The sequence below is a fragment of the Rhodococcus sp. T7 genome, from assembly GCF_009872365.1.
Classification (GTDB): domain Bacteria; phylum Actinomycetota; class Actinomycetes; order Mycobacteriales; family Mycobacteriaceae; genus Rhodococcus_F.
Genome location: NZ_WXYH01000111.1, coordinates 254,199 through 267,916 on the forward strand (window position 1 = coordinate 254,199; position 13,718 = coordinate 267,916).

The following is a 13,718-nucleotide window of genomic DNA, read 5'->3' on the forward strand; positions in this document are numbered from 1 at the left end:
GGACGGTGCCGGCGACGCCCATCGCTCCAGCGTGCGCGGGGTTTCCCGGATTATGATCAGATCGGTAATAATCCCCGGTCAGAACAGTATTGGACGGCATTGATCCTGTGATGCGAGTCTCACTGAAGCGAGCTGGTTTCCATACAGACCACTTCCCTTGGCGAGAGAGGGCACTACATGACCACGGCACCACCGAAGACCGAGGCCGAGACGAAAGCACGGAGAGCGGGCATCGCCTCGTTCATCGGCACCACGATCGAGTGGTACGACTTCTACATCTACGGCACCGCGTCCGCCCTGGTCTTCGGGCAGGTGTTCTTCTCCGACACCCTGCCTGCGGGCATGGGCACCCTGCTGGCGTTCGTCACGCTGTGGGCCGGGTTCCTCGCTCGCCCGATCGGCGGCATCGTCTTCGGGCATCTCGGCGACAAGATCGGCCGGAAGACCACCCTGGTCATCACGCTCATGATGATGGGGACCGCCACGGTCGGGATCGGCCTCCTGCCCTCCTACGCGCAGATCGGGGTGTGGGCGCCCGTCGCGCTGGTCTTCCTCCGCCTCGTTCAGGGCGTGGCCGTGGGTGGCGAGTGGGGCGGGGCCGTCCTGATCGCCAGTGAGAACGCACCCAAGGGGAAGGGAATTCTGTACTCCGCGTTCGCGCAGCAGGGCTCGCCCGCCGGGAACCTTCTGGCCACGATGGCGTTCTTCCTGCTCTCGGCGATGCCCACCCCGGAATTCGTGCTGTACGGCTGGCGTATCCCGTTCCTGATCTCCGCGGTCCTGGTGATCGTCGGCATGATCATCCGCCTCAAACTCGAAGAGTCGGACGCCATGAAGACCGTGCTGAAGCGCAAGAAGACCGTCGCACTGCCGATCGGTGAGGTCCTGCGCAAGCACTGGGTCCTCGTCCTGCTCGGTGCGGGCGCGCTGCCCCTGGCGCAGGTGACGTATTTCAAGAACACCTTCGCGTTGTCCTGGGCCACCAGCGAACTCGGCTACGACCGCGGCACGTTCCTCGGTGCCATCGCGATCGCCCTCGTCGTGCAGTTCATCGTGCAGCCGTTCGGCGCCGTCCTGGTGTCTCGGATCGACATGCGGAAAGCCATGTGCATCATGGTGATTCCCGAGTTCGTCCTGATGCCGGCGATGTTCTTCGCGATCCGGACCGAGAACTTCGCCGTCGCCGTGGTCATGATGTGCCTCGCGACCATTCCGCACTCGATGTTCTACGGCGCGATCGCCGGTGTGCTCGCCCGTGCCTTCCCCGCCAACATTCGCTACACCGGCCTGTCGGCGGCCTACCAGCTGTGTTCGCTGATCGTCGGCGGCGGCACCCCGGTACTGGCGCAGTGGATGCTCAACTCGTCCGGCAACATCGTCGGTGTCGCCTTCGTGTCGGCCGGCTACGCCGCCGTGTCGCTGGTCTGCACGCTGCTGCTCCTGAACCGGACCGGATTCGACGCGCGCCGGTTGTCGACGGCGGAGCAGTCCGACGCCGACGAACTGCAACTCGACGTCGAGGAAGACGGCGCGATCGACGGCACTCCGAGCGCAGGGCCCGCACGTGCGACAGCCCACTCCTGACCGCGCAGTGTCATCCCGGAGGGGACAGTCATTCCGGAGTGGGCAGCGCTTCCTCGGACAACCTGAGCACTTCCCGCAACGCGGCGCTGTCGTCGTCCGCGCGCCACGCGATCCGCAACTGCAGGGTGCTGGGACCTCCGATCAGCGGGAGAAACACGACATCCGGGTTGTTGACGTTCTCGACGACGGAGGAGACGGTCAACGCGCAGCCGACCTCCGCGGACACCAACGCCATCAACGATATCGAGTCCGGCGCGCTCTGCACGATCCGGGGCGTGAAACCGGCGTCGTGGGCCGCCCGCTGCAGGGAGTCGCGCAGCGCCGATCCGGGATCGGCGGGCAGCGCCACCCAGGGCTCGGTCGCCAACTCCTCGATCCGGACGCCGTCCCTGCCCGCGAGCGGGTGGTCGACGGTCACGGCCACCACGAAGTCCTCGTTGAGGATGACGCGGGACGCGATGCCCGGTGGGGTGAAGATCCACCGGCCCAGGCCGATGTCGAGGGTTCCGTCGAGGAGCTTGTTCAGTGCCTCGCTCGCGAAAGCGGAACTGTTCAAAACGAATTCGATTCCCGGATGAGTGTGCCGGACGAGTTTCGCCCACCGTCCGATGAGCAGATGGGACGAGACGCCGGAGAAGCCGATGCGCACCCGGCCGACCTGGCCGCGCCCGGCGGCGGCGACGGCGATCTCCGCGAGCCGGCAGGCGTCCAGGATCTCGCGCGCCGGGCCGAGCAGTGCCTCGCCGGCGGAGGTGAGGCGGACGTTCCGGGTGTTCCGGTCGAACAGGGTTGCCCCGAGTTGTTTCTCCAGTTGCCGAATGGTTCTGCTCAGCGGCGGCTGAGCCGAGTGCAGGCGCTGTGCGGCCCGGCCGAAATGCAACTCCTCGGCGACGGCGAGAAAGGCAGTGATCTGAGAAATCTCCACACCAGAACTATTGCAGTTCGAGCAATAGACCTGTCAACACTATTGAGCGCGACGGCGGTAATTCGGTGGGAAGGGTCCAGAAGCGGCTCCCGGTGGTTCCGGAGAAGGGCATGGCGATGAGCAAAGTGGTCAGCATGGCGGAGGCCATCGAGACGTACGTCGAAGACGGCATGACCGTGTGTCTCGAGGGTTTCTCGCATCTCATCTCGTTCGCGGCTGCGCACGAGATCATCCGGCAGCAGCGCCAGAATCTGACGCTGTGCCGGATGACGCCGGACATCGTGTCGGATCAACTCGTGGCCGCCGGTTGTGTCACCAAGCTCGTGGCCTCATTCTTTGCGAGCGGCTCGGCCGGGTCCCTGCACGAGTTGCGCCGTCGCATCGAGCGTCACGATCCGGCGCCGCTCGAGGTCGAGGAGTACAGCCACTACGGAATGGTCTGCCGCTATCAGGCGGGCGCCGCCGGGCTGCCGTTCTTTCCGCTGCGGTCGTACGCCGGAAGCGACCTTCCGCGGCTCAACCCTAGAATTCGCCTGGTCGACGACCCCTACGGGGAGGGCACTGTCTACGTCGTGCCGCCGCTGAACCCGGACGTGACCATCGTTCACGCGCAGCGCGCCGACCGTCACGGCAACGTGCAGATCTGGGGGATCTCCGGGGTTCAGCAGGAGGCGGTGTATGCGGCGGGGAAGGCGATCGCGGTCGTCGAGGAGATCGTCGACGACGACGTCGTCCGCTCCGATCCCAACCGCACGCTGATCCCGTCCCATGCGGTCGATGCCGTCGTCGTCTGTCCGCGCGGGGCGCATCCTTCGTATGTGCAGGGCTATTACGACCGGGACTGCGCGTTCTACCGACGCTGGACCGCGATCAGCAAGGACTCGGGACTCCTGCAGGCGTGGCTGAAGGAATGGGTGCACGGCACCGCGAATCATGAGGAGTACCTGGACAAACTCGGCGACGACTACTGGGACGACCTCGCCGTCGCGCCGCGATTCTCCGAACCGGTCGACTACGGGAGCAGAAAATGACCACAGCACGAGTCGGAGGGATCTCGGCGACCGAGGTCATCGTGTCCGTCGCCGCCCGCGAGCTCGCCGGCAAGAGGCGTGTCTTCGCCGGGGTCGGCCTGCCGACGCTCGCCGTCGACCTGGCGAAACGAACCAGCAACCCGGACGTCGAACTGATCTACGAATCGGGTGTGTGCGGCGCCCATCCCAGCGCGATGGCCGAGGGCATCGCCGACTCGGTGGTCGTGTCGGGCGCGGAGTCGGTGGTGTCGATGCAGGCGTTGTTCGGGTACGTGCTGCAGGGCGGCAGCGTGGACGTCGGGTTCCTCGGCGCGGCCCAGATCGACAGGTACGGCAGCCTCAACACCAGCATCATCGGCGACTGGGACAAGCCGACGGTCCGGTTGCCCGGAGCCGGTGGTGCCGCGGAAATCATGCCCAACGCCGGCGAGATCTTCGTGGTGATGCGGCGCCACGATCCGAGCGCCTTCCCCGCGGAACTCGACTTCTGCACGTCGCCGAGCCCGGTCCGGGCCCGGGCGGCGGGCGACGGGATCGCCCCTCGCGGCCGCGGGGTGACGAAGGTGTTCACGAACCTCGGCGTGCTGTCGCGGCAGGGCCCGTTCGACGAACTCGAGTTGGTCAGCGTGCACGAGGGGGTCACCGTCGACGACGTGCGGGCGCAGACCGGCTGGGATTTGAAGGTCGCGGACGATGTCACGGTCACCGCGCCGCCGACCGGCGAGGAGATTCACCTGCTCCGCGACGTGATCGACACGGTGCGGTTGTATCTGCGCTGATCGGAACGCCGGTATCTCAGCCGAGCGAGTCCAGCACCGCGGAGAGGACCCGGATCGCCCCGTCCTTGTCGAGGGGATCGTTGCCGTTTCCGCACTTCGGCGAGTACACGCAGGACGGGCACCCGGACGTGCAGTCGCACGATCGGATCGCTTCGCGGGTCGCGCCGAGCCAGCGGGCGAGTTCGGCGTGCCCCCGGTCGGCGAATCCGGCGCCGCCGGCGTGACCGTCGTAGACGAACACGGTGGGCAGCCCGGTGTCGGCGTGCAACGCCGTCGAGACGCCGCCGATGTCGCCTCGATCGCACACCGCGACGAGGGGTAGGAGCCCGATCGCCGCGTGTTCCGCGGCGTGGAGTGCCCCGGGCACGCGTTCCGCCGGAACACCGGCCTGTAGCAGAAGTTCCGGGGTGATCGTGTACATCACCGCGCGGGTGGGGAGGGTGTGTTTCGGCATGTCCAGTTCGACGGCGTCGAGGATCTCGCCGGACGGCAGTCGCCGCAGGTATCCGATCACCTGATGGGTCACCTCGACCTCGACGAGCGCGACCTCGACGTCGCCGAACTGCTTCTGCTCGAGTACCGAGGTGACGGTGATCTCGGTGGTTTCGCGGGCCGACGTCGTCCAGTCGGGGTCCTCCGCGTGCACCAGGGCGAGGCCCTGGTCGAGGTCGAGTTCGTCGACGACGTACGACTCACCCTGATGGATGTGGACGGCGCCGGGGTGCGCCGTGGCGGGAGCGCGGCCGGTGTCGACCGTTCCGAGCATGCGTCCGGATTCCGATACGACAATCGCCACTTGGGTTCCGATTCCACCCCGGATATCCACTGCCCCATGAGGATTTGTGCCGGCGGTGACGAACCAGCCGTGTGCGCGCCGGCGGATCAGGCCCTGTTCCGACAGCTTCCTGAGCACGTCGACCGCCCCGAACGCTTCGGCCTCCGCGTCGGACAGTGGTAGTTCCATTGCCGCGCAGAGCAACTGCGGGCCGAGGACGTACGGATTGCTCGGGTCGGTGACGGTGGCCTCGACGGGTTTGTCGAGCAGCGCGGACGGATGGTGGACGAGGTAGGTGTCGAGCGGGTCGTCCCGCGCGACCAGCACCACGAGCGAACCTTCGCCGCGCCTGCCGGACCGGCCGCCCTGCTGCCAGAACGACGCCACCGTGCCGGGGAACCCGGCGACGACGACGGCGTCGAGGCCGGCGATGTCGACGCCCAGTTCCAGCGCATTCGTCGTTGCCGCCCCGAGCAGGGTGCCGTCGGCGAGGGCAGTTTCGAGTTCACGCCGGTCCTCGGCGAGGTAACCGGCCCGGTACGACGCGACGCGCGACGCGAGTTCGGGATCGATCTCCCCGAGTAGGCGTTTGGTTGCCATCGCGGTCAGTTCGGCGCCCCGGCGGGAGCGCACGAAGGTCAGCGTGCGGGCGCCTTCGGCCATCAGATCGGCCATGATGCGTGCGGCCTCGGACCCGGCGGGCCGCCGGACGGGGCTTCCGTTCTCCCCGGTGACCTCCCGCATGAGCGGGGGTTCCCACAGCGCGACGGTCCGGGGACCGTGCGGCGAACCGTCTTCCACGACCTCGGCGCAGGGTGCCCCGATCAGCCTCGACGCCGCCGCCCCGGGGTCGGCGGTGGTGGCGGACGCGAGGACGAAGACGGGATCGGCGCCGTACCGCGCCGCGATGCGCCGCAGCCGCCGCAGCACGAGCGCGACATTCGAGCCGAAGACGCCACGGTAGGAGTGGCATTCGTCGATCACCACGTACGCCAGATTGCGGAAGAAGTGCGCCCATCGCTGGTGGGTCCGCAGGAGCGAGATGTGCAGCATGTCGGGGTTCGTGAAGAGCCACCGCGAGTTCTCCCGGGCCCAGTGCCGCACCTCGAGTGGGGTGTCGCCGTCGAACACACACGGGCACGCGCTCCGCAGGTCGTCCCCGGCGTCCATGACATCGGAGTCGATGAGTGCCGTCACCGCCCGGAGCTGGTCCGCTCCCAGCGCCTTGGTCGGCGAGAGGTAGAGGGCGGTCGCCCGCGGATCCGTTGCCAGAGTGGTGAGTACCGGAAGCTGGTAGGCGAGGGATTTGCCCGACGCGGTTCCGGTGGAAACCACGACGTTCGTCCCGTGATGCGCCAGGTCGGCGGCGGCGGCCTGATGAGTCCAGGGACGGGCGATCCCGTTCTCCTGCATGGCCCGGACGACGCTGGGGTGCGCCCAGGCGGGCCATTCCGACAGTTGAGAAGTCCGCGCAGGCATTTCTGCGGCGAAAGTGAGCGGGTTTTCGTCCCGGGGAACGCCCTCGAGCACTCGGTTCAGCAGTGTTCGGCCGTATGTTTCGCCCGTATTTCCACTGTCGTCACGGGGTGAAAACGGTGTGCTCACTGAAGTCTCCGGGCTGTCGTAGGGACGGGCGAGTAGCTTCCACACCGCCACGACCTGCGCATTTGATGATAACGAGTGCCTCGGACGGCCTGTCGCCCGGGGTGTCGCGAGTCCGTCGCCAATGCTCAGTTCCGGGCCTGTTCGCTACAAGATCAACTTTTTGTGTGAATTGTTCGGATTTCGACTGTTGCGTTCCCGGAGTTCATGGTTGACTACAACTGGTCGCAGCTTCTGTGTTCGTAGGCTTGAAAGAGTGAACGTTCGCAGGATCGATGTTGCGAACGCGGTGCTCTGCTTTTCCTGAGGGGGAAATCTAGAAGTACAGCGGTCGGAACCGGCCCGGCGGACTGTATGTGCTGTCCGCCGAATCCGGTGGTTAGAAAGAGAAGGAAAAGCATGGCACAGGGCACTGTGAAGTGGTTCAACGCGGAAAAGGGCTTCGGCTTCATCGCACCCGAAGACGGCTCCGCTGACGTCTTCGTTCACTACTCCGAGATCCAGGGCAGCGGCTTCCGCACCCTCGAGGAGAACCAGCGCGTGGAGTTCGAGGTCGGCCAGGGCACCAAGGGTCCCCAGGCAACCGGCGTTCGCGCAGTCTGATTCTGCCGTTCACGTTCGTGAACACGTAAATCAGATAGGCGGGGTCCTCGTGGCCGCGTCTGATTCGTCCCCCATCGCCTGAGGCGGTGGGGGACGAGTCGTTTTCACGGCAACGGTGCCGTGGCAAAAGGGGGTACTTCAGTGAGTCAGCTCTCCTTCTTCTCCGCGGAGGCGATGCCGCCGGCTATCACCGATCTGTGCGGTCTTCTCGCGGCGACGGGCCAGGTGGTCACGTCCGGCGGGCGGGCGCGCATCTCGATCGTGGTCGACGCGCAGTGGCGGGCGGAGGCGATCGCGGAGCTGATCGGGCAGGCCGGACTCGAGGTCGAGATCACGCGCAGCGACGAGGGCAGCCCCCTGGTCCGCACCGCGTCCGTCGTCGACCTGCGGCCTCTCGCGGACCAGTGGACGAGGGGAGCGGTCAAGGCGGTGCCCTCCGGCTGGGTGCCGTCGGGGCGTCAGCTGAGGGTGTGGGCGCTGGCGTCGGGCAGGGGTGAAGCGGAGGGTGAACGGTTCGTCCTCGGACTCGATCCGCACGCCCCGGATACCCACGCGCCGTTGGCCCAGGCGTTGATGCGGGCGGGCATCGCGCCGACGCTGATCGGCACCCGTGGGTCCGGTCCGGGGCTCCGGATCTCGGGTCGGCGTAGGCTCGGCAGACTCGTCGAGAGCATCGGCGAGGCTCCCGGAAATGTGGACGACCGTACCGGTTGGCCCCACGTGTAGGGCCGTGTAGACGGTACTGATCTGCGAGGATGGGTTCCGGGTATGTCACTCTAGTAATAGGCGAACCGGGTATAAAAGGGTTTGTCTGCACAACTGTCGAGTGGCAGCGATCGACTTCAGGAAGGCTCGGGCTTCAGGTGGCTAAAGGGGACAACGGCAGTGCACAGGGTGCGGCGGGAGCGTCCGGCCAGCCTCGCCGCCTCGTGATCGTCGAGTCGCCGACCAAGGCCCGCAAGATCGCCCCGTACCTCGGGAAGAACTATGTCGTCGAGGCGTCGGTCGGCCACATCCGCGACCTTCCGCGAGGAGCCGCCGACGTCCCGGCCAAGTACAAGGGTGAGCCGTGGGCGCGGCTCGGCGTCAACGTCGACCAGGACTTCGAACCGCTCTACGTGGTCAGCCCGGAGAAGAAGTCCAAGGTCACGGAGCTGAAGAGCCTCCTCAAGGACGCCGACGAACTTTTCCTCGCCACCGACCCCGACCGCGAGGGCGAAGCTATCGCCTGGCACCTCCTCGAAACGCTCAAGCCGAAGATCCCGGTTCGCCGGATGGTCTTCCACGAGATCACCGAGCCGGCCATCCGCGCCGCGGCCGAGGACACCCGCGAGCTCGACAACGACCTGGTCGACGCGCAGGAGACCCGCCGCATCCTCGACCGTCTGTACGGCTACGAGGTCAGCCCCGTGCTGTGGAAGAAGGTCATGCCGAGGCTGTCGGCGGGCCGCGTGCAGTCCGTCGCCACCCGCGTCATCGTGCAGCGGGAACGCGAGCGGATGGCGTTCCGCTCGGCGTCCTACTGGGACATCTCCGCCACCCTCGACGCCGGCGCGGAAGCGAGCCCCCGCAGTTTCGGGGCGCGTCTGGTGACCGTCGACGGGTCCCGGGTGGCGTCCGGCCGCGACTTCGGTTCGGACGGCCAGCTGAAGACGAGCACCGTCACGGTGCTGGACGAGGCGCGGGCGCAGCGTCTGGCCGAGTCCCTCGCGGGTGTCGATCTCACCGTCTCTTCCGCGGAGAGCAAGCCGTACACCCGCAAGCCGTACGCGCCGTTCATGACGTCGACGCTGCAGCAGGAGGCGGGCCGCAAGCTGCGGTTCACGTCCGAGCGGACCATGCGCATCGCGCAGCGGCTGTACGAGAACGGCTACATCACCTACATGCGTACCGACTCGACGACGCTGTCGTCGTCGGCGATCGCTGCCGCCCGGGCGCAGGCCACCGAGTTGTACGGCGCCGAGTACGTGCACGACACTCCGCGGCAGTACACCCGCAAGGTCAAGAACGCGCAGGAGGCGCACGAGGCGATCCGCCCCGCCGGCGATGTGTTCCAGACCCCCGGTCAGCTGCATTCGCGCCTCGACACCGACGAGTTCCGTCTGTACGAGCTGATCTGGCAGCGCACCGTCGCGTCGCAGATGGCCGACGCGCGGGGCACGACGCTGACCCTGCGGATCACCGGAACGGCGGGCACCGGCGAGGAGTGCACCTTCTCGTCGTCGGGCCGCACCATCACGTTCGCCGGCTTCCTGAAGGCCTATGTGGAGAGCGTCGACGAGGAGGCGGGCGGCCAGTCCGACGACGCCGAGTCCCGTCTGCCGGTGCTCGTCGAGGGCCAGGCGGTCACCGCCACCAAACTCGATCCCGACGGGCACACCACCAACCCGCCCGCCCGCTACACCGAAGCGAGCCTGATCAAGACCCTGGAAGAGCTGGGCATCGGCCGCCCGTCCACGTATTCGTCGATCATCAAGACCATCCTCGATCGCGGATACGTCTACAAACGCGGTAGCGCGCTGGTCCCGTCCTGGGTGGCGTTCGCCGTGATCGGCCTTCTCGAGATGCACTTCGGACGGTTGGTCGACTTCGACTTCACCGCCGGCATGGAAGACGACCTCGACGCGATCGCCGGTGGCCGCGAACAGCGCGGCAACTGGCTCAGCAGTTTCTACTTCGGCGGCGACCACGGAGCCGAGGGTTCGGTGGCCCGTGAGGGCGGCCTGAAGAAGATGGTCGGCGTCAACCTCGAGGAGATCGACGCCCGCGAGGTCAACTCGATCAGGCTCTTCGACGATGCCGAGGGACGGGAAGTGCACGTCCGCGTTGGACGGTTCGGTCCGTATCTCGAACGGATGGTCCAGAACCCGGACGATCCCGAGGGCGACCTCATCTCGCAGCGTGCCAATCTGCCCGACGACCTCCCGCCGGACGAGCTGACACCGGAGTACGCGGAGAAGCTGTTCTCGACCCCGCAGGAGGGTCGCAAGCTGGGCGTCGACCCGCTGACCGGGCACGAGATCGTCGCGAAGGAGGGCCGCTTCGGTCCGTACGTCACCGAGATCCTGCCCGAGCCGGAACCGGAGCCCGAACCGGCCGTGGTGCCGGTGACCGACGAATCGGCCGACGGGACGACCAAGACGAAGACGGCTGCCGCCAAGAAGGCGCCCGCGAAGAAGGCGGCGAAGAAGGCCACCGGCCCGAAGCCACGGACGGGCTCGCTGCTCAAGTCGATGGACCTGGCGACGGTAACCCTCGACGACGCCCTCAAGCTGCTGTCGCTGCCGCGTGTGGTGGGTGTCGATCCGGAGTCGAAGGAGGAGATCACCGCGCAGAACGGCCGCTACGGCCCGTACCTGAAGAAGGGCACGGACTCGCGGTCGCTCGCCACCGAGGACCAGATGTTCACGGTGACCCTCGACGAGGCGCTGAAGATCTACGCGGAGCCCAAACGCCGCGGACGTCAGGCCGCCGCCACCCCGCCGCTGCGGGAGCTGGGTGTCGACTCGGTCAGCGAGAAGCCGATGGTGATCAAGGACGGCCGGTTCGGTCCGTACGTCACGGACGGTGAAACCAACGCCAGCCTCCGCAAGGGCGACGAGGTGGAGTCCATCACCGACGCCCGCGCTTCCGAACTGCTCGCGGATCGGCGTGCCCGCGGCCCCGTCAAGAAGAAGGCCGCTGCGAAGAAGGCTCCCGCCAAGAAGGCGGCCAAGAAGACTGCCGCCAAGAAGGCGCCGGCCAAGAAGGCTGCCTCGAAGAAGGCCGCGGACAAGAAGGCGTGAGCCGGTATCTCGGGCCGGTAGGGATGTCGCACGTGCCGGTTAGGCTGGCGCGGTGACGGTATTCGACCGGTTGGTGGGCCAGGAGGACGTCGAGTCCGAGCTGACGGCCGCGGCGACGGCCGCCCGTCGTGGAGTCGGCGAGATGGGTTCCTCGATGACGCACTCGTGGTTGTTCACCGGCCCGCCCGGCTCGGGTAGGTCGGTGGCCGCGCAGTGTTTCGCCGCCGCTCTGCAGTGCACGAGCGACGGCATTCCCGGCTGCGGCGTCTGCCATGCCTGCACCACCGCGATGGCCGGCACCCACGGCGACGTCCGCCAGGTCGTCCCCGAGGGCCTGAGCATCAGCGTCAAGGAGATGCGCGCCATCGTGCAGACCGCCGCCCGCCGGCCGAGTACCGGGCGCTGGCAGATCGTGGTCGTCGAGGATGCGGACCGGCTCACCGAGGGTGCCGCCAACGCGCTCCTGAAAGTGGTGGAGGAGCCACCGGACCGCACCGTGTTCCTGCTGTGCGCGCCTTCCGTCGACCCGCAGGACATCTCCGTGACGCTGCGGTCGCGCTGCCGGCACATCCATCTCGTGACGCCGTCGGCCGACTCCATCGCCAAGGTCCTGCGCGAGCGGGACGGCCTGGACCCCGAAGACGCGCAATTGGCTGCCTCGATCAGCGGCGGCCACGTCGGGCGGGCCCGGCGTCTCGCGACGGATCTGAACGCCAAGGTGCGTCGGAGGGACGCGCTGGACCTGGCGGTCGCGGCGCTGCGGCCCGCCACCGCGTTCGCCGCTGCGGAAGAACTGGTGCGTTCCGCCGACGCGGAGGCGAAGGAGATGAGCGCCGCTCGGGACGAGCAGGAGACCGAAGAGTTGCGCACCGCACTGGGTGCGGGCGGTACCGGTAAGGGTGCGGCCGGAGCGCTCCGCGGCTCGGCAGGTGTGCTGAAGGATCTCGAGAAGCGGCAGAAGTCCCGGGCCACCCGCACGGGCCGCGACGCACTCGACCGCGCACTGATCGATCTGGCCGGTCTCTACCGCGACGCGCTCGCCGTCGCGTGGAAGTCGAACGCCGCCGCGAACCACCCGGACATGGCCGATCGGGCCGCCGATCTCGCGTCGCGAACCACCCCGGAAGGCCTTCTGAAGTGCATCGAAGCCGTCCTGGAGTGCCGCGAGGCGATCACCGTCAACGTCAAACCGCAGTGGGCTGTCGACGCCATGGTGGCCAGTCTCGGCGACGCGTTCAGGGAGCCGTTTTCGCATACTCGGGGTTGAGGCGCTAGACTCGCCACCGCCGAAAGGCACCGCTGCCTTAGCTCAGTCGGTAGAGCATTTCACTCGTAATGAAAAGGTCGAGAGTTCGATTCTCTCAGGCAGCTCAGCGGTCCTCTGGCCCTTCCCGATCAGTCGGGAAGGGCCAGAGTCGTCTCCGGGTCCGATCCACCGGAGACCGGAGAGATCGGGAAGACTGGACGGGTGGACACCCAGAGTGGAACTCCGGCGACGCGGGCGGGCGGTCTGCGCGCACTCGGAGCACCTGCCGCTGTCGCCGCCGGCGCCGTGGTCGCGACCGCCATCCTCCACTTCCGGGATCCGCATCAGCAGGGTTCGTACGGTTTCTGTCCCGTCTACGCACTGACCGGGTGGTGGTGCCCGGCCTGTGGCGGGCTGCGGGCGGTGCATGACCTGACCAACCTCGACCTCGGCCCGGCCGTCGCCGGCAATGTCCTGATCGTCCCGTTCATCGCGGTGATGATTTTCGCGTGGATCGGATGGGCACGTCGGCGCTGGCAAGGACGACGCGATCCCATCTTCGTGGTGGGACCGCGAGTGACAGTGGGTGTGCTCATTCTCCTTGCGGCGTTTACCGTCACCAGGAACACATCTTGGGGAAGCTGGCTCGCGCCGGCCTGACACCTGGTCGCCGCGGGCACGAAACAGAGAGTCGGTTCACAGATGGCAATGCAGGTCTTTTCGCTGATCGCAATCCTGGGCGCGCTGATCGTCCTCATTCCGACCGCGCTGCGAGTCTTCGGCAAGAGCGACAACGTGAAGGCGCCGGACGAGACCGAGGAGTGAGTGCGTTGTGCTCTCGACAACCCATCGCCGCACGACCATGATTTCGATATGAGCGATTCGCTGAAGGACCGGGTGCGCGAGAAGCTGTTGCGTCAGCTGGCCGAGGACGGGGGGCACCCGGTCCAGGAGGCGGAGGGGGACGATCCACGATTGGTTTCCATCGACTCCGACCTCGCGGCGTTGGAACAAGCATCGGAGGGCGATCTGGTGATCGAGCAACTAGCGGCCAAGTACTGGGTGCCCTGAATCGGGGGTTTAGCGACGTTGACCTGGCGATTTGGTGTTCTTGTTTCCCTTCGCGTAACTTATTCCAGGTCAGAGCGACACGGACACCGACCCCGGCCGGAAGGCGGGGGACACGAGGTTGGACGAAGGCGCCTGGTAAATCGGAAGTTCACCGCCGTGTATGGTGGTGCTTCAACCCCGGTTTGATCTTGCTCAGCGTCACGGCTTGCGCCGGTGAAGCTGGTAGGATAAGATGGAACGGTTGCCCCGGAGCGGCTGGCGAGTGAGTCAGAAGTGATGGTGTGCGCGTGTTCTTTGAGAACTCAACAGTGTGTCGA

The 13,718-nt window shown here is 67.0% G+C and carries 12 protein-coding genes and 1 tRNA gene; 11 read left to right on the forward strand and 2 right to left on the reverse strand.

Annotation, left to right across the window (positions count from 1 at the left end):
* Positions 1 to 177: 177 nt before the first annotated feature.
* The gene (locus MLGJGCBP_RS14605; RefSeq protein ID WP_160096421.1) at positions 178 to 1,584 is read left to right on the forward strand and encodes an MFS transporter; all 1,407 of its coding nucleotides are present in this window, start codon (positions 178 to 180) and stop codon (positions 1,582 to 1,584) included.
* 28 nt (positions 1,585 to 1,612) lie between these two features.
* On the opposite strand, the gene MLGJGCBP_RS14610 is transcribed toward MLGJGCBP_RS14605, so the two are convergent.
* Entirely contained in the window at positions 1,613 to 2,509 is an 897-nt protein-coding gene (locus MLGJGCBP_RS14610; protein ID WP_160096423.1) for a LysR family transcriptional regulator, read from the reverse strand.
* Between the two features lie 110 nt (positions 2,510 to 2,619).
* Here MLGJGCBP_RS14610 and MLGJGCBP_RS14615 point away from each other — a divergent pair, with 110 nt between their 5' ends.
* Positions 2,620 to 3,540 carry a CoA transferase subunit A gene (locus tag MLGJGCBP_RS14615; RefSeq protein WP_160096454.1) on the forward strand — a complete coding sequence of 307 codons (921 nt, stop codon included), beginning with the start codon at positions 2,620 to 2,622 and terminating at the stop codon, positions 3,538 to 3,540.
* Positions 3,537 to 4,319, forward strand: a complete 783-nt coding sequence (locus tag MLGJGCBP_RS14620) for a CoA-transferase subunit beta (RefSeq protein ID WP_160096425.1) — start codon at positions 3,537 to 3,539, stop codon at positions 4,317 to 4,319. Before MLGJGCBP_RS14615 ends, MLGJGCBP_RS14620 begins: the two co-directional genes overlap by 4 nt.
* Positions 4,320 to 4,335: 16 nt before the next feature.
* On the opposite strand, the gene MLGJGCBP_RS14625 is transcribed toward MLGJGCBP_RS14620, so the two are convergent.
* On the reverse strand, positions 4,336 to 6,699 hold the full coding sequence (locus MLGJGCBP_RS14625) for a DEAD/DEAH box helicase (RefSeq protein ID WP_160096427.1): 2,364 nt from the start codon (positions 6,697 to 6,699) through the stop codon (positions 4,336 to 4,338).
* Between the two features lie 396 nt (positions 6,700 to 7,095).
* Here MLGJGCBP_RS14625 and MLGJGCBP_RS14630 point away from each other — a divergent pair, with 396 nt between their 5' ends.
* From MLGJGCBP_RS14630 to MLGJGCBP_RS14660, 8 genes are all read left to right on the forward strand, one after another.
* The gene (locus MLGJGCBP_RS14630) at positions 7,096 to 7,299 is read left to right on the forward strand and encodes a cold-shock protein (RefSeq protein WP_005248460.1); all 204 of its coding nucleotides are present in this window, start codon (positions 7,096 to 7,098) and stop codon (positions 7,297 to 7,299) included.
* Between the two features lie 141 nt (positions 7,300 to 7,440).
* Positions 7,441 to 8,025 (forward strand): hypothetical protein, encoded by a 585-nt coding sequence (locus MLGJGCBP_RS14635; protein WP_124393240.1) that lies wholly within the window; start codon positions 7,441 to 7,443, stop codon positions 8,023 to 8,025.
* 137 nt (positions 8,026 to 8,162) lie between these two features.
* The gene (gene topA / locus MLGJGCBP_RS14640) at positions 8,163 to 11,084 is read left to right on the forward strand and encodes a type I DNA topoisomerase (RefSeq protein WP_160096429.1); all 2,922 of its coding nucleotides are present in this window, start codon (positions 8,163 to 8,165) and stop codon (positions 11,082 to 11,084) included.
* A gap of 52 nt (positions 11,085 to 11,136) precedes the next feature.
* The gene (locus MLGJGCBP_RS14645) at positions 11,137 to 12,351 is read left to right on the forward strand and encodes a DNA polymerase III subunit delta' (RefSeq protein WP_087557288.1); all 1,215 of its coding nucleotides are present in this window, start codon (positions 11,137 to 11,139) and stop codon (positions 12,349 to 12,351) included.
* Between the two features lie 31 nt (positions 12,352 to 12,382).
* A tRNA-Thr gene (locus MLGJGCBP_RS14650) sits at positions 12,383 to 12,455 on the forward strand.
* Between the two features lie 97 nt (positions 12,456 to 12,552).
* Positions 12,553 to 12,990, forward strand: a complete 438-nt coding sequence (locus tag MLGJGCBP_RS14655) for a DUF2752 domain-containing protein (RefSeq protein WP_160096431.1) — start codon at positions 12,553 to 12,555, stop codon at positions 12,988 to 12,990.
* Between the two features lie 42 nt (positions 12,991 to 13,032).
* Positions 13,033 to 13,155, forward strand: a complete 123-nt coding sequence (locus MLGJGCBP_RS53215) for a hypothetical protein (protein ID WP_005248443.1) — start codon at positions 13,033 to 13,035, stop codon at positions 13,153 to 13,155.
* Positions 13,156 to 13,203: 48 nt separating this feature from the next.
* Complete coding sequence (locus MLGJGCBP_RS14660; RefSeq protein WP_087557290.1) at positions 13,204 to 13,401, forward strand: hypothetical protein; 198 nt, start codon at positions 13,204 to 13,206, stop codon at positions 13,399 to 13,401.
* The last annotated feature ends 317 nt before the right edge of the window (positions 13,402 to 13,718 follow it).

Excerpts from the sequence above, each read along its gene's own strand:
- MLGJGCBP_RS14615 (WP_160096454.1), top strand. The coding sequence starts at position 2,620 with ATGGCGATGAGCAAAGTGGTCAGCATGGCGGAGGCCATCGAGACGTAC.
- MLGJGCBP_RS14630 (WP_005248460.1), top strand. The coding sequence starts at position 7,096 with ATGGCACAGGGCACTGTGAAGTGGTTCAACGCGGAAAAGGGCTTCGGC.
- MLGJGCBP_RS14620 (WP_160096425.1), top strand. The coding sequence starts at position 3,537 with ATGACCACAGCACGAGTCGGAGGGATCTCGGCGACCGAGGTCATCGTG.
- MLGJGCBP_RS14605 (WP_160096421.1), top strand. The coding sequence starts at position 178 with ATGACCACGGCACCACCGAAGACCGAGGCCGAGACGAAAGCACGGAGA.
- MLGJGCBP_RS53215 (WP_005248443.1), top strand. The coding sequence starts at position 13,033 with ATGGCAATGCAGGTCTTTTCGCTGATCGCAATCCTGGGCGCGCTGATC.
- MLGJGCBP_RS14660 (WP_087557290.1), top strand. The coding sequence starts at position 13,204 with ATGAGCGATTCGCTGAAGGACCGGGTGCGCGAGAAGCTGTTGCGTCAG.